Source organism: Mameliella sp. MMSF_3455 (assembly GCF_030733205.1).
Taxonomy (GTDB): Bacteria; Pseudomonadota; Alphaproteobacteria; order Rhodobacterales; family Rhodobacteraceae; genus Antarctobacter.
Genome location: NZ_JASHJL010000028.1, coordinates 1 through 23,052, shown reverse-complemented (window position 1 = coordinate 23,052; position 23,052 = coordinate 1). Strand labels below are relative to the sequence as shown.

Here is a 23,052-nt window from a genome sequence, read left to right as displayed (position 1 = left end):
CGGTCAGCCCCGAGACCGATCAAGCACCCGGATCCGGCTGTCCCATTCCCCCCGGTCGACATAGCAACCGTGCAGATGGCGAAAACCGGTCGAGGGGTCGAACGCCTGGCGACCGTGCAGGACGCGGCGGTTGTCGAAGACAACCATCTCGCCCCCCGAAAGCTTCAGCGCAATGCCGTAGTCCGCGGAGCGCGACAATTCCATGAACAATCGGTAAGCACGGTAAAAGGACGTCATCTGCGCCGGTTCGAGATCGAGTATGTCTGCCAGGTGGGCATTGAAACAGATCTCGGACACCTCCCCGCGCGTGTTCAGCGTGATGACCGTCTTGCGAGAGCGGATATCGGTGTTGGCGTCATGAAAACGGAAGGGAACGGTGACGGTCGACAGGACCTCGAAGGCTTCCGGGTCACGCGCGCTCAAATCCTCGGCCACGGCGACGCCGTCGCAAAAGGTCGAGCCGCCGCCCTCTGCCTCGTTGGCGAGACAGTGCAGGAATTGATACCCCGGCGGCAATTCCTGGTTGGTCAGGTCCGTATGCAGCGGCAGCGCGTCAGAGGTATAGGCGAGATTGTTCGGATCGGGCTTGGAGACGACTTCGAAGGTCAATCCAAAGTTCGTTTCGCGCAAGAAGCCGACCCGGCGGGCAACCTGCATGCCGGCGTCGGTGCTGTCCGCCAGTCCTGTCACGATCGAAAGCCCGTAACGCTTGGTGTCGGCCAGCCATTCGGCAAGACCCGCCTCCGAGGTCAGGATGCCCGCAGCATCGTGGCGTGGCACACCGTCACCGCCCAGTTCCGCGCGCCACGCGACGGGCGTCAGGTCGGCAGGATCGTGGCGTGGCTGACCCGGACGATGCGCCTTGATCCAGTCGAGGTCGAAGCGGCTTGGCCTGTCGCCCTCTTTCCAGGTCACGATAAGCGCATCAGGTTTCATTTCCACCTGGCTGGGGACAAGGTCGAGCGGAACGCTTGTGAGTTCGAAGGCGCGTTCGCCGGTTTGCGGGTGAAACCCCGAGGGGTCCGTGTCGCGTAGCCAGATATAGGGAAGATCGCCCACGGTTCCGTCGGGCCAGCGAATCTCGAGGCTCTCGGCCCCGGTGGTGAGGGTCGGTTGCATGTGTGTCTCCGGTAAGTTTGTGGTGGTCAGGCGCGGCGGCTCAGCCGCGCCGCGGGGGCGGCCACCACTCATGGGCCTTCGCATGCGGATGGCCCGGACATCTTCCCAAGACGGTGCACATGTTTTCCGGTCGCTTCTTCTGCCGCTCCTAGAGAACAGGGCTGACCACTCGAGGCAAGCAGATCGTGCCCCGGGTCATTTATGTCGGCACCAACAGGAGCCGCTTGTCCGTGGCCCGACCGAGCTGGCTTTTGCCGTGAGCCCCCCTTTTTTCTGGGCTGCAAGCGACGGAAACCCGGACTTGACTCGTTACAGCCCTGACGAACACCGTGAACTAACCGGCCGGCCCGCGCGGACGGGCCATGCGTTTTGTAACATTCTGCTATGCAGCATGGACAGACGGGCAGTCATAGTTACAAATTTCGCCTTTCACCGGCTGGAATCCCCTCTCTGACCTCTCAGGCATGACACGCGGGTTGACGGCCGCGTGATGCACGACCCCGTGTATCGCGACAAACCCTCCAGCGCGGCACCCTGCAGTCACCGACGGGCAAGTCGGCCCGCGGCCAAGTTTCGCAACGTCCAAACCTCGGAGGAACCCACATGTCCAACACTCTGAAATCCGCCGCCCTCGTCGGCGCTGTTGCCGCCGCCATCGCCGCAACCGGCGCACATGCCGACGAAATGGCAAAGGAAAAGTGCTATGGCGTCAGCCTCGCCGGCGAAAACGACTGCGCCGCCGGCCCCGGCACCACCTGTGCCGGCACCTCGACCGTCGACTACCAGGGCAACGCCTGGACGCTGGTTGACGAAGGCACCTGCACCGAGATCGAACTGCCCGCGATGGCCGATGGCACGCCGCGCATGGGTTCGCTCGACGCACTGGAGCGCGACCTGCCGATGGACTCGTAAACGGCAGACTGCGGGGGGCGCCCTGGCGCGTCCCGCGGTCCCTCTTTCGACCCGAGGACCAAGCAATGTTCGACACAACCAGCTCCCTCCCCCCCATGCCCGGCGTCGGCTACAAACCGCAGCACTATTCCGCCATCCGGGACGATCCAGCACCCGTGGGCTGGCTCGAGGTTCACGCCGAGAACTACATGGGTGACGGTGGCAGGCCGCTGGCACAGTTGCGCGCCCTGTCCGAGCGTTTCCCGATCTCGGTCCACGGGGTTGGATTGTCGATTGGCGGGCCGGACCGGCTGGACCCGGATCACCTTGCCCGGCTGAAACATCTCGTCGGCTGGCTGAACCCGGCGAGCTTTTCCGAACACCTGGCATGGTCCACCCATGACAGCGCCTTTTTGAACGACCTGCTGCCGCTGCCCTATACCCCTGACACGCTCGCCCGCGTCTGCGACCATATCGACGAGGTGCAGGAGGCGCTGGGGCGGCGGATGCTGCTGGAAAACCCCTCCAGCTACCTCGCCTTCGCCGAAAGCAAGCTGGACGAGACGGGTTTCCTGCAGGAGATCGCTCGCCGTACCGGCTGCGGTCTGCTGCTGGACGTGAACAACGTATTCGTCTCGGCCACCAACCTGGGCTACAGCCCGCAGGACTACATCGCGGGTTTTCCGATGGCTGCGGTGGGCGAAATCCACTTGGCGGGCCACGACGAGGATCACGACGATTTCGGCGCCCCGCTGCTAATCGACAGCCACGGGCGCGAAGTGGCCGAACCGGTCTGGGCCTTGCTGGACATGGTGCTGGATCGCGCCGGGCCGCTGCCCTTGCTGATCGAATGGGACAATGACGTGCCGGACTGGCCCGTTCTGGCCGCAGAAGCGGAAAGGGCGGCGCGGGCGCTGACGCGCGTGGCCGCCTGAGGTCGGGACCTCGCCACGAAGGCATGCGTTCGGCAAGACCACGGGCCCGCGGTTTCACCCCCGGGGGCTGGATCAGGAAGAATCACAAGGGAGCGCGACATGACCAGCCTTGCCGAGACCAGCTTCCGCAATGCACTGCTGCGCGCGGATGCGCCTGTTCCCGAAGGCCTGACCGATGGCGAGGGGCGACCGGCCGGGCGGCGCTACGACGTCTACCGCAACAACGTGGCCGTGGCCCTGCGCGAGGCGCTAGAAACGGGCTTTCCCGCGGTGGCGAAACTGATCGGGCCCGAGAATTTCGCCCGCGCGGCGGGGATGTTCCTGCGCGCCCATCCGCCCGCCAGCCCCTTGATGATGCAATACGGTGCCGGCTTCCCCGAGTTCCTGGAGCAGATAGAGGCGCTGCGCGGGATCGGCTACCTGGGCGACGTGGCGCGGATGGAACTGGCGCTGCGCCAGAGCTATCATGCAGCCGATGCGCCGGGGCTGGATGCCGCGCGATTGGCGGAGTTGGATGAGGCTGCACTCATGCGGGCGCGCCTGGTTCCCTCGCCGGCCCTGCGGCTTCTGCGGTCGCCCTGGCCGGTGCTGTCGATCTATCGCTTCTCAATGGAACCGGGCCAGCCCAAGCCCCCGGCCCGCGCCGAGGCGGTTGTCATAACCCGACCGGACTTCGATCCCGTGCCCCATCTCCTGCCGCAGGGCGGCGCCGGCTTTCTTGCCGCCCTGATCAGAGGCGAGACATTTGGCGCGGCCGTCGAGGCCGCCGGTGCCGATTTCGACCTTTCCGCCACGCTTTCGCTGCTGTTGCAGCAAAGCGCATTTTCAGACCTGCTCACCGATTGAGGACCCGATGGACCGTCTCATCTCCCTGCACAATGCGATCTTTGCCCCTGTCGAACGGCTGGGCGACCAGATGATCCCCCTGCTGGCCCGGCTTGCCTTTGCGGCGACGCTCTTGCGGTACTACTGGAACTCCGCCGGGACCAAGGTCTGGGATCGCAAGGGCGAAGAGGGGATCTTTGACTTCTTCACGCTGGAATCGGGCACCTACGCGCAGATGTTTCCCAAGGCGTTCGAGGCGGCGGGCTACAATACCGCCAACATGGGATTTCACTATGACCTCATCGCCTTTGCCGGCACTTACGCGGAATGGCTCTTGCCCCTGCTGATCGTTTTGGGACTGTTCACGCGGCTGGCGGCGCTGGGGATGATCGGCTTTGTCGCCGTGCAGACCTGGGTCGACGTGACCGGACATGGCGGCACGCTGGGCGCGCTGTTCGATACGCGCTATGGCCTGATCGACGAGCGGATGCTCTGGGCCCTGCTGCTGCTGGTGATGGTGATCCGGGGCGCGGGCGTCCTGTCGCTGGACCGGCTGTTCGGCCTGGCGCCCGCCGCGCGCCAGGTCTCGGCCTAACGGATCAGAAATGCGCCTTGGGCTCGTCGGGCTTGCCCGCGGCCAGCGCCAGCACACCGCCCAGGCCCGCAAAGGCGATGGGGAACATGGTGAAGACGTTGAAGCCGAAGGCATGGAACATCGCCGCCGCCGAAAGCAGCAGCAGGACCCCACCCCACAGCGCGCGCGCCTTGGCCATTGCACCGCCGGCAATGGCCAGCAAGGGGGCCAGGATCGACACGATGCGCACCGTCTGTGGGTCGTCGAACATACCGAACATCTCTTCGACCTCGCCCACGTTCTTGACCAGTTCCGTGTAGCCGAAACCGAAGAACCCCACGATCATGCCGATGACGCCGGCGATGATGCCCAGTGTCAGTGCCGCGTTGCGCATGTTTCTGCCTCCTGCCCTGTCATACCACGCCCAGGGCCGCCTGGGCCGTCTTGTCCCAGCCCAGGACCATGCGCTGATCCTCGACGAAGAGCGGGCGTTTCATCACCGTGGGATGGGCCGCGATCAACGCGGCGGGGTCCATCGCGCGCGTGTCCTCGTCGAAGTCCCGCCAGGTGGTCGAACGCGTATTGACCAGTTTGTCCCCGAATTGCGCCAGCGCGCGGTCCAGGATTTCGGCCGGCAAGCCCTCTTCGCGGACATCGACAAAAGTGGCCGACGGCAGCGCCTTGCGCGCCTTGCGGCAGGTGTCGCAGGTCTTCAACCCGTAGATGATCATGCACAATCCCTTGGCAGTCTGCGGTTCAGGATCGTCAGATAGGCAAGATTTCGTCGAAATGCGAGAGTGGGACTCTTGTATTTCGCCGTTCTGCGCTAATGTCACCCGCGTGATATTCGTGCACCGGATGCTTGGCGCCCCGGCGTCCTGCGGCCCTGAACGGCGAATGTGACCTTCTCCGATCTGCACGGGGATGAACGCAAGGACTTGAATAGGAGCACGGGGATTATGCCGAACGGCACCGTGAAGTGGTTCAACACCACGAAAGGCTATGGATTTATCGCGCCGGACGAAGGGGGAAAGGATGTTTTTGTCCATATCTCCGCCGTCGAACGCTCGGGTTTGACCGGGCTCGCCGACAACCAGAAGGTCAGCTACGAACTGCGAGAGGGACGCGACGGCCGCACGATGGCCTCGGACCTCAAGATTCTCTGACCCGTGGGCCGGTCATGTGAACCGGCTTGCCGATCCAGACCAAACCGGCCGGGCGGCCACGCCCGGACACCTATGGCTTGACTGTCAGCAACATCTTCACGGGATGCGGCTACGTTTGGCTTTGTCCTAAAATTCTAGGCACTTGGCGCTTCGCCAGCGCTGCGGTTTACAGTACCCTCACGGGGCCGGTGAGGGGTCCGGCACGGGCGTTCTGCCCGTTTCCCCAGCCCCCCCTTTGGAACCCGTGATGCCGATCAGATGGATCACCGCTGCCATGGCTCTGGCGACCGTCGCCTTGCTGGTCGCCGGGGTAAACCAATTGCCGCCCCTGACCCAGGGTGGCCTGCCGCGCAGCGGCCCGCCGCCCCGTAGCGCCGCCTCGGCCCCTGCCGATCCCATCGCATGGTGTCGGGCCAACCTGCCTGGCGTGAATTGCGGCTGTTTCGCCCAAAAGGCCGATGAGGTCATGAGCGCCCCGCACGACCCTTTGCCGGGCGCCGCCTACATGAACCGGTGGGATCTGGCCCGTGCCCAGGCGGACAAGGGCTGTTGAGAGATCACGCAGCCTGCAGTCTGCGCGCCTCTTCCCCGGCCAGCCGGATCAGCAACGTCATGAAGGGTTTGTCCAGGTCCTCTGTCCGCACCGCCGCATAAAGGCGCCGCGTCAGTCCCTTTTTCGTAAGCGGGCGCGTGACATAGTCAGAGCTGTATTTCACCTCACGCACGACCCAGTCCGGCAGAACCGACACTCCCCGGTTGGACGCCACCAGCAACAGGATCACCGCCGTCAGTTCCACCTGTCGGATCGCCGCCGGTTCCACCTTGGCCGGGGTCAACAACTGGCTGAAAATATCCAGGCGCGAACGTTCCACCGGGTAGGTGATCAGTGTCTGGCCCCGGAAATCCTCGGCTTCGATGAATTCCTTTTCCGCGAGCGGGTGCTGGGACGAGGCGACGAAGACCGGGCTGTAGTCGAAGAGCGGCACGAAAGTGACGCCTGCCAGGTCCTCAGGGTCCGAGGAAATGACCACGTCCACCTCTTCCTTCATCAGAGCGGGCAAGGCATCGAAGGCAAGACCCGGACGGATGTCCACATCCACGTCGGAAAACTTCTTGCGGAAACCTTCCAGCACCGGAAAAAGCCATTCGAAACAGGCGTGGCATTCGATGGCAATGTGCAACCGCCCGGACTTGCCCTCGCGCAAGCCCTCGAACTCGGCCTGGACGGCCTCGACCTGCGGCAGGATCTGCTCGGCCAGCCGCAGAAGGCGCATCCCCGCCGCCGAGAGTTTCATCGGCTTGGACCTGCGCACGAAAAGCTCGACCCCCGCCTGGTCCTCCAGCCCCTTGATCTGGTGACTTAGCGCCGATTGCGTGATGTTCAGCATCTCTGCCGCCCGCGCCACACCGCCCGCGTCATGGATCGCCTTGATGGTCCGGAGATGCCGGAATTCGATATGCATGGGGGGCTTTCCCTCATCCGCCTCATGTTGATCTTGAGATTTATGAGTTTGTCTCACAATGCTGCACATGCGACAAGGGCTCCAACGTCATAAAGGACACCCCGCACCATGCAGCGCCCCGAGATCTCCTTCGAATTCTTCCCGCCGAAAAACATCGAGGCCACCTTTCGCCTCTGGGACGCGGTGCAGGTTCTTTCGCCGCTGGCGCCGCGCTTCGTCTCGGTGACATATGGCGCAGGCGGCACCACCCGCGACCTGACCCGCGACGTGGTGGCGACGCTGCACAAGCATTCCGGCCTGCGCACGGCGGCGCATCTCACCTGCGTCAACGCCACCCGTGATGAGACCCTGGCCATCGCCGAAGGCTTTGCCGAGTCGGGCGTCACCGATATCGTGGCCCTGCGCGGCGACCCGCCCAAGGGTTCGGACGGCTTCACCCAGCACCCCGATGGTTTTGCCAACTCTATCGAATTGATCGAGGCTCTGGCCGAGACCGGCAAGTTCACCCAGCGCGTCGGCGCCTACCCCGACTGCCACCCCGAGGCCGCGGACATGGACGCCAACATCGCCTGGCTCAAGCGCAAGCTGGACGCCGGCGCGGACGAGGCCCTGACCCAGTTCTTCTTCGAGGCCGAGACCTTCTTCCGTTTCCGCGACGCCTGCCAGAAGGCCGGGATCGACGGTGACAAGCTGGTGCCGGGCATCCTGCCGATCGAAAACTGGAACGGCGCACGCCGCTTTGCCGAAAGCTGTGGCACCTACATCCCGCAGTGGGTCTCGGACGCCTTCGAAAAGGCGCAGCGCGACGGGCGCGAGGATCTGCTGGCCACGGCAATCTGCACCGAGCTGTGCTCCGACCTGCTGGAAGGCGGTGTGGACAAGCTCCACTTCTACACCCTGAACCGCCCGGAACTGACCCGCGACGTCTGCTTTGCGCTGGGTGTCACGCCAGAGGTGGCGCTGGAACAGGTGGCCTGAACCACCCGCCAGCCTGCGAACAATCGCCCCGCCCGGTCCCGCCGAGGCGGGGTTTTTCCTGGCTGGCTGTCGGCTTGGACCGACCCGAAGAGGACGATCAGACCGGAGCGCGGTCCCAAGGGACGGTGGGCGGGGCGTCTTTGGCGCCGCAGGCGCGGAACAGCGTCCGCCCCCGTCCCCGTATCCGGCCCCTCAGCGCATCATGGGCGGCCGCGCCTCCACCCAAGCGCCCTCGGCCTTGCCGCTCTCGGCCACCGCAAAGACGGCGGCCATCGAACGCAAACCGTCTTCCGCCCGGGGGTACAGATCCGCGGCCGGGTCCATCTCTCGTCCTTCCCTGCGTGCCCGGATCGCCTCGGCCAGGTCAGCGTAGAGATTGCCGAAGGCCAGCGGCATTCCCTCGGCATGGCCCACTGTCACCCGGCTGGCGCGGGTGGCCTCGGGTGACAGGCCGGGTCCGCCACGCTCGATCACTTCCAGCCGTCCGCCCAGCGGCATCCAGTATAGCTGGTTCGGCTGCTCCTGCGCCCAGCGCAGCCCTCCCTTTTCACCAAAGACCTGCAAGGTCAGCCCGTGCTGACGCCCCAGCGCGATCGACGAGGTCCAGAGCCGCCCCACCGCACCGCCGTCGAACCGCAGATTTACCTGCGCGTCATCCTCCAGCACCCGGCTTTCGATACAGCTTACCGTGTCCGCCGAAAGCCGCTCCACCTCCTGCCCGATGACAAAAGAGGCCATGTGCAACGCATGGATGCCGCAATCGGCGAATTGTGCCGAAACCCCGGCCTGCGCCGGGTCATAGCGCCAGCGCACGCGCGGGTTGTCCGCATCGCCCGCGTCCGCGTGATGGCCGTGAGCGAACTCCGCCACCACCATCCGCACGCGGCCCAGATCGCCCGCCGCCACCATCGCCCGCATCTGCCGCACCAGCGCATAGCCCGAGTAGCCATAGTTCACCGCGCAGATACGCCCTGTCTCTCGCGCAAGACCCACCAGTTCCTCGCCCTCGGCGACGGTCATCGTCATGGGCTTTTCGACCAGGACGTGAAACCCGCCCTCCAGAAAGGCCCTGCTGATCTCGAAATGCGTGGCGTTGGGCGTGGCCACCGTCACCAGGTCGACCCGGTCCTCGCGCCCCCGCTCGCCCTCCAGCATCTCGCGCCAGTTCCCATAGGCCCGGTCGGCCGCCAGCCCCAGTCGCTGACCGAACGCCCGACCTTCCTCGGCGCGATGATCCAGCGCCCCGGCGACGAAATCGAACGCCCCGTCCAGCCCCGCGGCCAGCCGGTGCGCCGGACCGATCTGGCTGCCCTCTCCGCCACCGATCATGCCCCAGTTCAGTTTTGTCATTGCCTGCCCTCCCGGTCTCAGAAATCCGCCACCCGTGCCCAGCTCCCCGACACCGACGCAGCGCGGGCCGCGGCGATCACGCGGTGCACCTCGACCCCGTCGGCGAAGGTCGGCCAGACCGGAGACCCGCCGTCGATGGCCTGCAGAAAATCCTTCGCCTCGATGATGATCTGATCCTGGTAGCCGGTCCCATGCCCCGGCCCCGGACAGAACCCCCGGTAGTCGGGATGCGCCGGACCGGTCAGGACCTTGGTAAACCCGGCCCGTTCCGCCGGCGCCGCCCCATCGCAAAGCCAGAGCGCGTTCTGATCTTCCTGGTCGAAACGGATCGCGCCCTTTTCCCCCGTGACTTCATAGGCATACCCCATTTTCCGCCCCGTCGCGACGCGGCTGGCAAAAAGCTGTCCGCTGGCCCCGTTCTCAAAGCGCAGGGTCATCAGAACCTGGTCGTCGTTGGTCACGGCCACGCCATTGCGTTCGGGAAAAACCGTCTCGATCACCGCCGAGACCTCGGCAATCGGCCCGCCCAGCGCCAGTGCGGCATTGATCGGATGCGGCGCAAGGTCCCCCAGGCAACCGTTGGCCTCGCCCTGCGACCGCCAGGGCGGCAGGATCGAGGTCAGGTGGAAATCCTCGGTATGTTCGATGCGCAGGTGATGCACCCGCCCCAGGTCGCCCGCAGCGATCAACTGGCGGGCAAAGCGCGTCGCGGGTGTCCGGCTATAGTTGTAGGCCACCATATGCGCGACCCCCGCACGTTCGGCGGCGGCCAACATGGATCGCGCCTCTTCCAGCGTCAGGCCCAGCGGTTTCTCGCAGAGCACCGGCTTGCCAAGCGCAAAGGCCGCCTCCGCGATTTCGCGGTGCGTCGACTGTGGAGAGGCGATCACCACCGCCTCCACCTCGGGATCCTCAACCAGGGCCTGCCAGTCATGGGCACCGCGCTCGAACCCGTAAGCCTCGGCATAGCGGGCGCCGCTGTGAGGCGTGGACCCGGCGATGGCCACCAGACGCGGTTTCAACCTTGTCTCGAATACCGTGCCAACAGCGGCAAAGGCGGCGGAATGTGCCTTGCCCATGTATCCGCCGCCGACGATTCCGATCCCGATGCTGGCCATGTCCCCTCCCCCGATGTCAGCGCCCGGCAACCCTGCGACGCCGACCGTCGGGGCGACAAGACCTATCTGGGCGCGCGCTTGGTCAGCCCCAGTTTTTCTCTCACCGCTGAGGGTCCCATGACCTTGGCACCGAGGTTTTCGATGATCCCCACGGCGCGGTCGACCAGTTGTGCATTGGTCGCCAGCACCCCCTTGTCGAGGAACAGGTTGTCCTCCAGCCCGACGCGCACGTTGCCGCCCGCCAGCACGGAGGCCGCCACATAGGGCATCTGGTTGCGCCCCAGCGCGAAGGCGCTGAAACACCAGTCATCCGGGACGTTGTTGACCATCGCCATGAAGGTATTGAGGTCATCCGGCGCGCCCCAGGGCACCCCCATGCAAAGCTGCACCAGCGCGGGTCCCTCCAGCACGCCCTCTTTCACCAATTGCTTGGCGAACCACAGGTGACCGGTGTCAAAGGCCTCGATCTCGGGCTTGACCCCCAGCGCGGTCATGCGCGCGCCCATGTCGCGCAACATGCCGGGTGTATTGGTCATGACATAATCGGCCTCGGCGAAATTCATCGTGCCGCAATCCAGCGTGCAGATCTCGGGCAGGCATTCCGCGATATGCGCCACCCGCGCCTCGGCGCCGATCATGTCGGTCCCGGCCTCGTTCACCGGCAAGGGCGCCTCGGTCGAGCCAAAGGTAATGTCGCCGCCCATGCCCGCTGTCAGGTTCAGCACCACGTCCACCTCGGCATCGCGGATGCGCTCTGTCACTTCGCGGTAATAGGCCAATTCCCGCGAGGGCGCCCCGGACTCGGGATCGCGGACATGGCAATGCACCACGGCCGCCCCCGCCCGGGCCGCCGCGATGGCGCTTTCGGCGATCTCTTTCGGAGAGCGCGGCACATGCGGGCTGCGGTCCTGCGTCCCGCCCGATCCCGTCACCGCGCAGGTGATAAAGACCTCTCTGTTCATCTCAAGCGGCATCGCCCTCTCCTTCCTGTCTTTCCGTCCTCAACCGGATCAATGCATCCGCCGCCACCGCCCGGTCGGGCGTGACGATCAGCGGGTTGATCTCCAGTTCCTCGATCCTGTCGGCATGGGCCGCGACGAAAGCCTGCACCGCATGGACGGCGGCCACAATCGCCGTTTCATCCGCCCCCGGCGCGCCACGATAGCCGGCCAGCAGCGGCGCGATCCGCAGGCCCGCCAGCGCCTCGCGCACCTCCGCTTCACTGACCGGCAACAACCGCACCTGCGTATCCCCAAGGATCTCGGTCCAGATGCCGCCCGCGCCCAGGGTCAGGACAAACCCGTGCGCGGGATCGCGGACCACGCCGATCAGCAGTTCCACCACCGCGCCGCCGACCATTTCCTCGATCAGGTAGCCCCGCGCGTCCATGTTCTCGGCCGCCGACCGCACCGCCTGCGCCGAGGCCAGGTTCAGCCGCACCGCGCCCGCCTCGCTCTTGTGGGCAAAGCCTTCGCCCTTCAGAACCACTGGAAAGCCGATCCGCGCCGCCGCTTCTGCCGTCACACCCGGTGTCGCGGCGCGCGCATGCGCCGGCACCACAAGGCCCGCGCCCTCCAGGATCCGTTTCGCCTCGGCCTCCTGCAGAACACCCCCCGCTTCTTCTTTCCCAAAATACTCCGGGGGGGTCGCGGAACGCGACGGGGGCAGCGCCCCCTCCTCACGCGCCAACAACACCGGCGCCGGGTCCACCGCGCGGCCAAGGAAGGCCGCCGCCGCCAGCGCCTCCAGAGCCGCCGACAGATCACAGAGCGGAACGATCCCAAGCGCCACCAGCCGCCGGGCCACATCCTCCGGCAGCGTCTCGACAAGGCTCGACAGGACCGCCAAGGGCACATCGCCCCGCGCTTGTGTCACCGCGTCGATCACCGGCTCCCAATCGGCGCTCGAACAGCGGTCACCGCGCGGAAAATCCAGCACGACAACAGCTGCGCCTAGATCGTCCCCTTGCGCCAGCCCGGCGAAACAGGCCCTCATCGCGGGCACGTCGCCCCAGATATAGGTGTGGTAATCCAGCGGGTTGGCCAGCGCCACCTTGGGACCCAGCGCCGCGCGCAGCGCCTCCCGCTGGACGGTGCCCAGGGGCGGAAAGGTGATGTCGTAGCCCAGGCCGGTATCCGCCATCAGGCTCGCCTCGCCGCCCGAACAAGAAGCCGAGACCAGCCGGTTGGAACGCAGAGGCCCGGCCACATGCAGGATCTTCAGACATTCCAGCAGGGCCGACAGGGACGAGACCTGCGCCACCCCGATGCGTCGCAGAAAGGCCCGCGCGCCCGCATCGCTGCCGGTCAGGGATGCCGTATGCGACACCGCCGCCGCGCCCGCCTGCTCCGAGGCCCCCAGCTTCAGCGCCACGATCCGCTTGCCCAATGCACGTGCCCGCGCCGCAAGGGCCTCGAACCCGCGGATGTCAGCAATGCCCTCGACATAAAGCCCCAGCGCCGTGATCCGCGGGTCTTCGAGCAGCGCCATGCCCAGCGTGCTCAGGTCCACCTGCGCCTGGTTGCCCACGGTGCCCAGAAAGGCGATCGGCAGGCCGCGCCGTTGCATTGTCAGGTTGAGCGCGACGTTGGAGCTTTGCGAGAGGATCGCCACGCCCCTTTCCACCGGGACCAATCCGTGCTGGTCGGGCCAGAGCGCGACCCGGTCGAGCGCGTTCAGCATGCCGTAGCAGTTCGGCCCCAGCACCGGCATTTCCCCCGCCGCCGCCAAAAGCGCCGCCTGCATGTCCCGGCCATCCGACAGTTCCGCCTGCGCCTCGGCAAATCCCGAGGCAAAGCAGATCGCCCCACCCGCGCCGGCAGCAGACAGAAGCCGCACCGCCTCGACCGTGGCGGCGCGGTTTATGCCGATATAGACCGCATCCGGCGATTCCGGCAGGTCCTCCACCCGCGCCACAGCCGGCAGTCCGCCGACCTCGGCGCGCGTCGGATGCACCGGCCAGAGCGGCCCGTCAAAGCCCATCCTCCGGCATTCGCGGATGACATTCGCGCACCACCCCCCGCCGCCGATCACCGCAATGGATCGGGGATGCAGGAGGCGCGCCAAGGACCCGGCAGTGTCATTGGCGCCGAGGGCCATCACGCCCCCAGGGGACGGAAAATCTCCCGCCCGATGATGTGGCGCTGGATTTCGGATGTGCCGTCCCAGATCCGCTCGACCCGGGCATCGCGCCAGAACCGTTCGATGGGGAAATCGTCCATCAGCCCCATGCCGCCGAAGATCTGCAAGGTCGTGTCCGTGACCCGAGCCAGCATCTCGGTCGCGTAGACCTTGGCGCTCGCGATCTCGCGGTTCGACGGCAGGTCCTGGTCCAGCCGCCAGGCCGCGGCCAGGGTCAGCCAGTCGGCGGCGTCGATCTCTGTCACCATGTCCGCAACCTGAAAGGACACCCCCTGGAACTTGGCAATCGCCTGACCGAACTGCCTGCGCTGCGCCGCGTAATCCACCGCCATGTCGAAACAGCGCCGCGCCCGCCCCACGGAAAAGGCCGCCACGGTCAAACGCGTGGCGTACAGCCAAGTGTTCATGACCTCGAACCCGCCGTCGACCTCGCCCAGCACCTGTGCGTCCGGCAAGCGGCAATCGGTGAAGTCCAGGATGCAGTTCTTGTAGCCCCGGTGCGAGACAGAGTTATAGCCATCGCGCACCTCGAACCCCGGATGCCCGCGATCAACCAGGAAACAGGTGATCCGCTTTTTCGGTCCCTTGGGGGTCTCGTCCACGCCCGTGGCAATGAAAACGATGAAGAAATCCGCGTGATCGGCGCCCGAGATGAAGTGCTTGGTCCCGTTCACCACCCAGTCGCCCCCCTGCCGCACCGCGGTACATTTCATCCCGCGCACGTCGCTGCCGGCCTCCGGCTCGGTCATGGCCAGCGCATCCATCCGCTCGCCCCGCACGGCGGGCAGCAGATAGCGCTCGCGTTGCTCCCCCTCGCAAGCCATCAGGATGTTCTGCGGTCGGCCAAAGAAATGCGTCAGCGCCATGCTGCCGCGCCCAAGCTCGCGCTCGACCAGCGTGAAATCGAGGTGGCCCAGCCCCGCGCCCCCCACCTCCTCGGGGAAGTTGCAGGCGTAAAAGCCGAGGTCGATCACCTTGCGCTTGATCTCTTCGCCAAGACCCGGCGGCACCTGTCCGGTTCGTTCGACCTCGGCCTCGAAAGGATAGATCTCCTTTTCGACGAAGCTGCGCACCGTCGAAACGATCATCTCCTGCTCGTCGCTCAATCCGAACTGCATCGCGTCCTCCCAGCTTTGCCCCCATCCAAGTCGAGTTTGGCGCGACCCTCAAACCGAAAACGCCCGATCCTCTTCTGAATGCGACAAAGCAAGGGACGGCCTCTCGCCTTGACGTGGCGTCTCTTCTGGAAAATGGTATACCAAATCGGACTAGGGAGGAGACCATGTCCACCGAAACGCAACACGCGGGCGCCAATGTCAGCCTCGCGCGCAGGGCCTGGTCCATCCGGCGGCTGGCGCTGCGCATGGCCGAGGTGCAGGGACAGGGCTATATCGGGCAGGCGCTCGGTGTGGCGGACGTTCTGGCCGTCAGCTATTTCCACGCGCTGAATTACAGGCCTGACGAGCCGGAGTGGGAAGGGCGCGACCGCTTTTACCTCTCAATCGGCCACTACGCGATCGCGCTTTATTCCGCGATGATCGAGGCCGGCATCCTGCCAGAGGACGAGCTGGAAACCTACGGCATGGACGACAGCCGCATGCCCATGTCCGGCATGGCCGCCTATACGCCGGGAATGGAAATCACCGGCGGCTCGCTCGGCCACGGCCTTGGCATCGCCGTGGGTGCGGCGCTGGGTTTGAAACGCAAGAAGAACCCGGCCTTCGTCTACAACATGATGTCGGACGGCGAGTTGGGCGAGGGATCGACCTGGGAGGCGGTCATGTCCGCCAGTTCCCACCAGCTCGACAACCTGATCTGCGTCGTGGATTTCAACGACCAGCAGGCCGACGGCCCGACCACGCAGGCCCTTGCCAAGGGCGACGAGGCACCGAAATGGGCTGCCTTCGGCTGGCACGCGCAAGAAGTGGACGGCAACGACCTGAACGCCCTCGTGGCGGCCTTCGACACCGCGCGCAACCTGCGTGAGCCGCGCCCCCGCGTCATCATCTGCAAGACCCAGATGTGCAAGGGCGTGCCCTTCCTCGAAGAGCGCGAAATCACTCATTTCGTCCGCGTGGAACCCTCTGAATGGGCGCGCGCCATCGCCATTCTCGACGACGCCATTCCGGCCTGAGCCCGGACCGACAAGGAGCCAGAGACATGCAAGAAGCCCCCATCGGCCCGACCTCGCGCCGCAAATCGAAATACACCCCGCGCGCCGTCCCCGTCTCCGAGGATGGAGCGCGCCTGACCACCTCCGCCATGATCGCCTCGCTGGATGCCGAGGGCCGCGACACCGTCGCCGCCCCCTTCGGCAATGCGCTTTGTGACCTGGCGGCGAAACGCGACGACATCGTAGGACTGACGGCGGACCTGTCGAAATACACTGACCTGCACGTTTTCGCCAACGCCTACCCTGACCGGTTCTACCAGATGGGCATGGCCGAACAGGTCATGATCTCCGCCGCAGCCGGGCTGGCACGAGAGGGCTTTACCCCCTTCGCAACCACCTACGCGGTCTTTGCCTCACGCCGCGCCTATGACTTCATCATCATGGCGATTGCCGAGGAAAACCTGCCGGTCAAGATCGTCTGCGCCCTGCCCGGGCTGACCACCGGCTATGGCCCCAGCCACCAGGCGACCGAGGACCTCGCCATCTTTCGCGGCATGCCCAACCTGACCATCGTTGATCCCTGCGACGCGACGGAAATCACGCAGGCCACCCATGCCATCGCCGACCACCCCGGCCCGGTCTACATGCGCCTGTTGCGGGGCAAGGTGCCGGACGTGCTGGGCGAATACGGCTACAATTTTCAACTGGGCAAGGCGCAGATGATCCACGGCGGCAGCGATGTCCTGTTCATCTCGACCGGTTTCATGACCATGCGCGCACTGGACGCCGCCAAGGCGCTAAGGGCCGAGGGCACCGATTGCGCCGTCCTGCACGTGCCCACGCTGAAACCGCTCGACACGGAAACCATTCGCGCCGAGGCCGCCAAGACCGGGCGCCTGGTCGTGACACTGGAAAACCACACCATCACCGGAGGTTTGGGAGAGGCGGTGGCGGCGGACCTGATGCGCGCGGGCATCCACCCCGCCTTCGACAGCATCGCTCTGCCGGACGAGTTCCTGGACGCGGGCGCCCTGCCAACGCTGCACGATCAATACGGGCTCAGCGTCGAATCCATCGTGGACCGCGTCAGCTCCAGGCTGTGACCCGGGCTTCTTCTCTCGCAAAATACTCCGGGGGAGCCGACGAAGTCGGCGGGGGCAGCCCCCCCCACCCCGCCAACCACAGGACAACCAAATGCTTCTCAACGGAAAAACCGCCGTCATCTCCGGCGCCGCCAGCCCGAGGGGGCTCGGCAAGGCCACTGCAACGCTCTTTGCCGAACACGGCGCGCGCATCGCCGTGCTCGACCTTGACGGAGAAGCCGCCCGTGCCGCCGCCGCTGATCTACCGGGCGAAGGTCACATCGGGCTGCCCTGCGATGTCACCAGCAAACCCCAGTGCGAGGCGGCGGGGAAATCCGCCATCGACGCACTGGGCCAGGTCGACATCCTGGTGAACAACGCCGGCATCACACAGCCGCTGAAACTCATGCAGATCGAGCCGGAGAATTACGACGCGGTGACGGACGTGAACCTGCGCGGCACGCTCTACATGAGCCAGGCGCTGATCCCGCACATGCGCGCGCGCAAGACCGGCTCCATCGTCAATATCTCGTCCGTTTCCGCCCAGCGGGGCGGCGGTATCTTTGGCGGGCCGCATTACTCGGCGGCCAAGGCGGGCATCCTCGGCCTGACCAAGGCGATGGCCCGGGAACTGGCGCCCGACGGCATTCGCGCCAACGCGATCTGCCCCGGTTTCATCGCAACCGACATCACCGGCGGGGCATTGACCAATGAGATGATGGAACAGATCCTGTCCGGCATCCCGATGGGCCGCGCCGGACAGGCCAGCGACGTGGCGGGCTGCTGCCTGTTCCTGGCCTCGGACCTGTCGGCCTACGTCACGGGGTCAGAGGTCGACGTGAACGGCGGCTCGCTGATCCACTGACAAAAAAGGCCCCTCGCGGGGCCTTTTCCATGTCCTTCCACGCTGATGCCTCAGCCGGCCGCGACGGCCTCTTGCCGCTGCTCACCCAGACCTTCGATGCGCACGTCCATCACGTCGCCCGGCTTCAGGAAACGCTGCGGTTTCATGCCCATGCCCACGCCGGACGGCGTGCCCGTGGCGATGATGTCACCCGGCTGCAGCAACATGAACTGCGACATGTAGGAAACGATTTCGGCGACGCCAAAGATCATGTCCGAAGTATCGCTGTCCTGCACGGTCTCGCCGTTCAGATCCAGCGAGAGTTTCAGCGCCTGTGGGTCCGGCACCTCGTCCGCCGTGACCAGCCAGGGGCCGGTCGGGCCGAAGGTCGGGGCGGACTTGCCCTTGACCCACTGGCCGCCCTTCTCGATCTGGAATTCCCGCTCGCTCATGTCGTTGATGACGCAATAGCCCGCCACATGGGACAGCGCATCCGCCTCGCTGACATAGGAGGCGGCCTTGCCGATCACCACGCCCAGTTCGACCTCCCAGTCCGATTTGACCGAGTTGCGCGGGATCACCACCGGGTCATAGGGGCCCGACAGCGCCGAGGTCGCCTTGGAGAACAGGATCGGCTCCTTGGGCGGCTCCGCCCCGGTTTCGGCGGCGTGCTTGGCATAGTTCAGCCCGATGCAGAAAAAGTTCGGCACCGAGGCCAGGCAGGACCCGATCCGCCCCGGTTCGGCCACCAGCGGCAGGCTGGCCGGGTCGATGGCCCGCAGGGCCTCCAGCGCCTCGAGCGAGACCGTTTCGCCGGCGAAATCCCCCACGTGGGCCGACAGGTCGCGCACTTGGCCGTCGCTGTCCAGCATCCCGGGCTTTTCCTGGCCCGCCGGGCCAAAACGCAGTAGTTTCATAAACTTCCCAATCCTTGTTCCAGGGTCTTTATTGTCGTTCGGCCGATCACTCGACCGGTTCGGTTGCCTCTCCGCCCTCGTCCTTCACGGACTCGAAGAAATCGGCCACGTTGACCAGCAGGTGATCAAGGTGCGCTTGCACCTGCGCCTGGGCGGCTTCGGCATCGCGCGCGCGCAGCGCGGCAACGATCTTGTCATGTTGGCTCAGCACCCGCTCGCGCGAGCGTTTGCGGCTGGCCGAGAGATACCGCGCCCGCCAAAGGCGCGCCAGCAATGACTGGTGGACCTCTGCCAAGACGGGATTGCCCGCCGCCCGCGCAATTGCGCGGTGAAAGCCCATGTCGATCTCGAAGATGTCCAGCATGTCGAGGCTGTCGTATTGCTTGTCCATACGATCCGCGACTTCGGCGATGCTCTCGATCTCGGCCTCGCTGGCCCGCTCGCAAGTCAGCCGCGCCGACAGCACCTCGAGCGCCGACATGACTTCGATGTTGTGGGCAATTTCTTCAAAGCTGGGGTTGGCGACGATCGGGGACCGTGCCGGACGCAACTGGACCAGCCCTTCCTTGGCCAAAATCCGAATCGCCTCGCGCAGCGGTGTCCGGCTCACGCCGAGTTCCGCCGCGTGGTCCCGCTCCTTGACCGCCGTGCCCGGCGGCAGAACGCCACGCAGAATGTCCCGGCGCAGCCGAGTCGCAATCTGTTCGGGCAGTGTCTCATCCGTCATGGCGCAGTTCACCTCCCTGAATCCGCACCCTTTTTTCCACCCTGCAGGGCGGCCTCCCATGAGGGAAATCTGGTATACCAAAAATCCTTGCCTGTCGACATTGCTTTGGTTAGCTTGCCTTCACGTGATGGTATACCATCCGGGGACAGGGGTTCGACCCCGACAACGATCGGCGGGGGGGAGCCCGCCACAGGGAGGAACATATGAAAAAGATCCTGACGACGGCCGCGGCCGTTGCCATTGCTGCATCCGCGGCCAGCGCGCAGGAGGTGACCCTGCGCATCCAGACCCACTATGCGTCCGAGCACCCCTCGGGCGTCCTGGCAGCGCAATTCGCGGATGACGTGCAGGTGATGTCCGGCGGCGAAATCGCCATCGAGATGTTCTACAGCTCGTCCGTCGTGGCCACCACGGAAACCTTCGACGCCGCCATCAACGGCATCGTCGACTGCGACATGACCGGCGGCGCCTACCAGACCGGCAAGAACCCCGCGTTCCAGTTCGTCGGCGACATCATGGGCGGCTACGACACGCCCTGGCAGCAGATTTCCTGGCTGTACTACGGCGGTGGCTACGATGCCGCACAGGAACTCTACAACGCGCAGGGCATGCAGCTGATCGGCTGGTGGCTCTACGGCCAGGAATCGCTCTCGTCCTCCAAGCCGATTGCCGGCCCGGATGACCTGAAGGGCTGGAAATTCCGTTCGCCCCCGGGCCTGGAAACCGAGATCTTCACCGAGCTGGGCGCCACGCCCATCGTGATGGACTTCACCGAGATCTTCACCGCGCTGGAAACCGGTATCATCGACGGTGCCGACGCCTCGGGTCTCTACAACAACGTGGGTCTCGGCCTGTATGACATCGTCAGCCACGCCACCTACCCCGGCTTCCACTCGATGCCGTCGGACCACCTGGCCTGCAACAAGTCCGTCTGGGACGGTCTGAGCGAGCAGCACCAGCGCATCATCGACACCGCGATGCAGAAACTGACCCTGCACACCGCCCTGTCGAACGAGAAGAAGAACGCCGAAGCCGCAGCGGAACTGCAGGCCAAGGGCGTAACGCTGCACGACTGGTCGGCCAAGGACCGCGCGGACTTCCGCAAGGCGGCACAAACCGCCTGGGACCGCTGGGCTGAAAAGACCCCCGAAGCGGCCGCCTTGGTGGAAAGCCACCGCGAATACCTGACGGCGCTCGGACTGATCGCCGAGTGATCGCCGGGCTGACCGCCTCGTGACATCGCGGCGAGCCTTTCGCGAGGCTCGCCGTTTTCGTCTCTGGCACAGGCGCCCGCACGGGACGCGGAACAGCCAGAGGGACGGCACGGGCAACGGGCCAACTGCCACTCTACATACCGGGATGACCGCGCATGCAACAGGACAGCGTCTGGCTGGGACCGCTCAGAAAGCCGGTTCAAATGGCCATGATCGGGTTTTCGGGCCTGACCATCGCTCTCTTCATATTTCTCGTCTTCAATCAGTTCATCTCGTCCGATGCCATCGGCATGCACGACATGATCCGCCCGCAGGGCAAGCCTATCGTCACGGTGACGCTGATCTCCCTGGCGCTGGCCTTGCTTTTTGCCGCGCTCTTTCTCAGCGATGACAAGGGCACGATCGAGGTCGATCACACCGGGCCCTTCGACATCCTCTCGCTGGTCTGCGCGCGCCTGGCCATGATGTCGATCGCCTATATCGTGCTCGTCATGTTCTACGAGGTGGTGTCGCGCTACGTCTTCAACCAGCCGACCATGTGGGCCAACGAACTGTCGCTCTGGATCGCCAGTTTCCTGTTCCTGCTGGCCGGGCTCTACGCGATGCAGCAACGCAGCCACATCCGCATCTACGTCATCTATGACATGATGCCCCGCTGGATGCAGAAAGCCTCGGACTGCGTTTCGGTCTTCCTGATCTGGGTCTTCACCTTCTGCCTGGTCTGGGGCGGCTACAACGACGCCATGCGCCGGATGCTGCGGATGGAAACCTTTGGCACGGCCTGGGATCCGCCCATTCCGGGAACGGTAAAGCCCGCCATCCTGTTCATCATCGTTCTGGTCGCCATCCAGGCCCTGTCGAACCTGATCGCCGACTGGAACAAGGCCCCCGAACACCACACCCCCGCCGACGAGATCGACGAACACGAGATCGAGGCCCTGCGCCGCACCCTGGAAGAGGACAACAAGTAATGGTCGACATCGGCACACTCTCGCTGATCCTTCTGCTGGCGATGTTCGCGCTGCTGGCCATCGGGATGCCCCTGGGCTTTGCCTCGGCCTTCCTCGCGGTGGTCACGCTGGTCCTGAAATTCGACGTCGACATCCTGTTCCGCACCTGGGGACAGGGACCGCTCAGCGTGCTGGGCCAGGCCGTCTACCGACAGATGACGAACTACGTGCTGATATCGGTACCTCTCTTCATCTTCATGGCGGCACTGCTGGAACGATCCGGCATCGCGCGCGACATGTATTCCTCGCTGAACGTCTGGCTGTCTCGCGTGCGCGGCGGCATCGCCATCGTGACATCCGTCATGGCCGTCATCATGGCCGCCATGTCCGGCATCATCGGCGGCGAGGTGGTCCTGCTCGGTCTCATCGCCCTGCCCCAGATGCTGCGGCTGGGCTACAACCAGAATCTTGCCATCGGCACCATCTGCGCCTCCGGCAGCCTCGGCACCATGATCCCGCCCTCGATCGTCCTGATCTTCTACGGGCTGGTGACGGAAACCTCGATCAAGGCGCTGTTTACCGCCTCCTTCCTGCCCGGCTTCATGCTGGCGTCCTTCTTCATCCTCTACATCATCGTGACCACGCAGCTGTCGCCCGAAAAAGCACCGCTGCCGCCCGAGGAACCGGACGCCCCCAAGGGCGGGGAAAAGGGACTGATGTTCCTGGGCTTCCTGTCCCGCTTCGGCATCTGGGTGACCGGCGTGCTGATCCTGCGCGCGCTCTTCTTCACCGTGACCGGCGCCAACGAGGTGATCGAAGGTGTCGAACCGATCCTGCTGGGCATGGTTTCGGACATTCCCTGGCTGGTCGGGGCCCTGGTGATCTTTGCCGTGATCGTCTTCTTCGTGGTCGGGCGCGAACGCACCGCCGTCGGCTGGGAGATGGGCAAGGGCCTGATCGCGCCCATCGTCGTCATCGGCGTCGTGCTGGGATCGATCTACGGCGGCATCACCGGCATCACCGAGGCCGCGGGCATGGGCGCGGTGGCGGTCTTCGTCATCGGCCTGATCCGGCGCGAGATGACCTGGGACATCGTCTACGACAGCCTGATGCGCACGCTCAAGTCCACCGGCACGATCATCTGGGTGACCATCGGCGCTGCTGCACTGGCGGCCGCCTACACCCTGGCGGGCGGACCGCAATATGTCGCCAACATGATCGTCGGGGCCGACATGCCCACCATGAGCGTGATCCTGGTCATGATGCTGATCTTCCTCATCATGGGCATGTTCATGGACTGGGTCGGCATCGTGCTGCTGGTCATGCCGGTCTTCCTGCCCATCGTCGTCCGCCTCCCGGCGGAAGAGATCGGCTGGTTCGCCCATGTGGACGCGCGCTACGTGCCGATCTGGTTCGGCGTGGTCTTCTGCATGAACATGCAGGTGAGCTTCCTTTCACCGCCCTTCGGGCCGGCCGCCTTCTACCTGAAATCGGTGGCCCCGGCGCATATCTCTCTCACCGACATCTTCCGCGGCTTCCTGCCCTTCATCGCGTTGCAGCTCTGTGCGCTGGCGGTGCTTCTGGCCTGGCCGCCCATCGTCACGATCTTCCTGTGACCCCGGGCCGGACCGGTCGCCGCTTGGGC

The 23,052-nt window shown here is 65.3% G+C and carries 24 protein-coding genes; 13 read left to right on the top strand and 11 right to left on the bottom strand.

Annotated elements, in window-relative coordinates; translation table 11 throughout:
• Positions 1-3: 3 nt before the first annotated feature.
• Positions 4-1,119 carry a TauD/TfdA family dioxygenase gene (locus RBB42_RS18630; protein ID WP_305971175.1) on the bottom strand — a complete coding sequence of 372 codons (1,116 nt, stop codon included), beginning with the start codon at positions 1,117-1,119 and terminating at the stop codon, positions 4-6.
• Between the two features lie 603 nt (positions 1,120-1,722).
• Here RBB42_RS18630 and RBB42_RS18625 point away from each other — a divergent pair.
• From RBB42_RS18625 to RBB42_RS18610, 4 genes are all read left to right on the top strand, one after another.
• A complete protein-coding gene (locus RBB42_RS18625; RefSeq protein WP_305971174.1) occupies positions 1,723-2,031 on the top strand; it encodes a BufA1 family periplasmic bufferin-type metallophore in 309 nt (102 codons plus the stop codon).
• Positions 2,032-2,096: 65 nt separating this feature from the next.
• A complete protein-coding gene (bufB, locus tag RBB42_RS18620; RefSeq protein ID WP_305971173.1) occupies positions 2,097-2,945 on the top strand; it encodes an MNIO family bufferin maturase in 849 nt (282 codons plus the stop codon).
• Positions 2,946-3,044: 99 nt separating this feature from the next.
• Entirely contained in the window at positions 3,045-3,791 is a 747-nt protein-coding gene (locus RBB42_RS18615) for an HvfC/BufC N-terminal domain-containing protein (RefSeq protein ID WP_305971172.1), read from the top strand.
• A 7-nt stretch (positions 3,792-3,798) separates the two neighbouring features.
• The gene (locus RBB42_RS18610) at positions 3,799-4,365 is read left to right on the top strand and encodes a DoxX family membrane protein (RefSeq protein ID WP_305971171.1); all 567 of its coding nucleotides are present in this window, start codon (positions 3,799-3,801) and stop codon (positions 4,363-4,365) included.
• A 4-nt stretch (positions 4,366-4,369) separates the two neighbouring features.
• Here RBB42_RS18610 and RBB42_RS18605 read toward each other — a convergent pair whose 3' ends face one another.
• Positions 4,370-4,738, bottom strand: coding sequence for a hypothetical protein (locus RBB42_RS18605; protein ID WP_305971170.1), 369 nt, complete (start codon positions 4,736-4,738; stop codon positions 4,370-4,372).
• A 19-nt stretch (positions 4,739-4,757) separates the two neighbouring features.
• On the bottom strand, positions 4,758-5,075 hold the full coding sequence (locus RBB42_RS18600; RefSeq protein ID WP_305971169.1) for an arsenate reductase family protein: 318 nt from the start codon (positions 5,073-5,075) through the stop codon (positions 4,758-4,760).
• Positions 5,076-5,303: 228 nt separating this feature from the next.
• Between RBB42_RS18600 and RBB42_RS18595 the strand changes: the two genes are divergently transcribed.
• Together RBB42_RS18595 and RBB42_RS18590 are read left to right on the top strand one after the other, a co-directional pair.
• Positions 5,304-5,510, top strand: a complete 207-nt coding sequence (locus RBB42_RS18595; RefSeq protein WP_043144101.1) for a cold-shock protein — start codon at positions 5,304-5,306, stop codon at positions 5,508-5,510.
• 247 nt (positions 5,511-5,757) lie between these two features.
• Positions 5,758-6,063, top strand: a complete 306-nt coding sequence (locus tag RBB42_RS18590) for a hypothetical protein (protein ID WP_305971168.1) — start codon at positions 5,758-5,760, stop codon at positions 6,061-6,063.
• A gap of 4 nt (positions 6,064-6,067) precedes the next feature.
• Here RBB42_RS18590 and RBB42_RS18585 read toward each other — a convergent pair whose 3' ends face one another.
• Positions 6,068-6,973 carry a LysR family transcriptional regulator gene (locus RBB42_RS18585; RefSeq protein ID WP_306043748.1) on the bottom strand — a complete coding sequence of 302 codons (906 nt, stop codon included), beginning with the start codon at positions 6,971-6,973 and terminating at the stop codon, positions 6,068-6,070.
• 108 nt (positions 6,974-7,081) lie between these two features.
• Between RBB42_RS18585 and metF the strand changes: the two genes are divergently transcribed.
• A complete protein-coding gene (gene metF / locus RBB42_RS18580; RefSeq protein ID WP_305971166.1) occupies positions 7,082-7,951 on the top strand; it encodes a methylenetetrahydrofolate reductase [NAD(P)H] in 870 nt (289 codons plus the stop codon).
• A gap of 192 nt (positions 7,952-8,143) precedes the next feature.
• Here the strand turns inward: metF and RBB42_RS18575 are convergent, their stop codons facing one another.
• The 5 genes from RBB42_RS18575 to RBB42_RS18555 form a co-directional block, all read right to left on the bottom strand.
• Entirely contained in the window at positions 8,144-9,301 is a 1,158-nt protein-coding gene (locus RBB42_RS18575) for a Gfo/Idh/MocA family protein (protein ID WP_305971165.1), read from the bottom strand.
• Positions 9,302-9,318: 17 nt separating this feature from the next.
• Complete coding sequence (locus RBB42_RS18570) at positions 9,319-10,419, bottom strand: Gfo/Idh/MocA family protein (protein WP_305971164.1); 1,101 nt, start codon at positions 10,417-10,419, stop codon at positions 9,319-9,321.
• A gap of 62 nt (positions 10,420-10,481) precedes the next feature.
• Positions 10,482-11,393, bottom strand: coding sequence for a 3-dehydrocarnitine:acetyl-CoA trimethylamine transferase BcoG (gene bcoG, locus RBB42_RS18565; protein WP_305971163.1), 912 nt, complete (start codon positions 11,391-11,393; stop codon positions 10,482-10,484).
• On the bottom strand, positions 11,383-13,518 hold the full coding sequence (locus tag RBB42_RS18560; protein WP_305971217.1) for an acetate--CoA ligase family protein: 2,136 nt from the start codon (positions 13,516-13,518) through the stop codon (positions 11,383-11,385). The genes bcoG and RBB42_RS18560 overlap by 11 nt, the downstream gene beginning before the upstream one ends.
• Positions 13,518-14,678, bottom strand: a complete 1,161-nt coding sequence (locus RBB42_RS18555; protein ID WP_305971162.1) for an acyl-CoA dehydrogenase family protein — start codon at positions 14,676-14,678, stop codon at positions 13,518-13,520. The genes RBB42_RS18560 and RBB42_RS18555 overlap by 1 nt, the downstream gene beginning before the upstream one ends.
• Before the next feature lie 164 nt (positions 14,679-14,842).
• Between RBB42_RS18555 and RBB42_RS18550 the strand changes: the two genes are divergently transcribed.
• The 3 genes from RBB42_RS18550 (at position 14,843) to RBB42_RS18540 (ending at position 17,620) form a co-directional block, all read left to right on the top strand.
• Positions 14,843-15,694 (top strand): transketolase, encoded by an 852-nt coding sequence (locus RBB42_RS18550; protein WP_305971161.1) that lies wholly within the window; start codon positions 14,843-14,845, stop codon positions 15,692-15,694.
• 26 nt (positions 15,695-15,720) lie between these two features.
• Entirely contained in the window at positions 15,721-16,776 is a 1,056-nt protein-coding gene (locus tag RBB42_RS18545; protein ID WP_305971160.1) for a transketolase family protein, read from the top strand.
• Between the two features lie 91 nt (positions 16,777-16,867).
• Positions 16,868-17,620 (top strand): SDR family NAD(P)-dependent oxidoreductase, encoded by a 753-nt coding sequence (locus tag RBB42_RS18540; protein ID WP_305971159.1) that lies wholly within the window; start codon positions 16,868-16,870, stop codon positions 17,618-17,620.
• Positions 17,621-17,670: 50 nt separating this feature from the next.
• Here the strand turns inward: RBB42_RS18540 and RBB42_RS18535 are convergent, their stop codons facing one another.
• Positions 17,671-18,516, bottom strand: a complete 846-nt coding sequence (locus RBB42_RS18535) for a fumarylacetoacetate hydrolase family protein (RefSeq protein ID WP_305971158.1) — start codon at positions 18,514-18,516, stop codon at positions 17,671-17,673.
• Between the two features lie 46 nt (positions 18,517-18,562).
• The gene (locus RBB42_RS18530) at positions 18,563-19,243 is read right to left on the bottom strand and encodes a GntR family transcriptional regulator (RefSeq protein ID WP_305971157.1); all 681 of its coding nucleotides are present in this window, start codon (positions 19,241-19,243) and stop codon (positions 18,563-18,565) included.
• Between the two features lie 203 nt (positions 19,244-19,446).
• Here RBB42_RS18530 and RBB42_RS18525 point away from each other — a divergent pair, with 203 nt between their 5' ends.
• The 3 genes from RBB42_RS18525 (at position 19,447) to RBB42_RS18515 (ending at position 23,023) form a co-directional block, all read left to right on the top strand.
• Entirely contained in the window at positions 19,447-20,457 is a 1,011-nt protein-coding gene (locus tag RBB42_RS18525; protein WP_305971156.1) for a TRAP transporter substrate-binding protein, read from the top strand.
• Positions 20,458-20,612: 155 nt separating this feature from the next.
• Positions 20,613-21,428: a TRAP transporter small permease subunit gene (locus RBB42_RS18520; protein WP_305971155.1), complete on the top strand. Its 816-nt coding sequence runs from the start codon at positions 20,613-20,615 to the stop codon at positions 21,426-21,428.
• Positions 21,428-23,023, top strand: a complete 1,596-nt coding sequence (locus RBB42_RS18515; RefSeq protein WP_305971154.1) for a TRAP transporter large permease — start codon at positions 21,428-21,430, stop codon at positions 23,021-23,023. The genes RBB42_RS18520 and RBB42_RS18515 overlap by 1 nt, the downstream gene beginning before the upstream one ends.
• Positions 23,024-23,052: the final 29 nt, after the last annotated feature.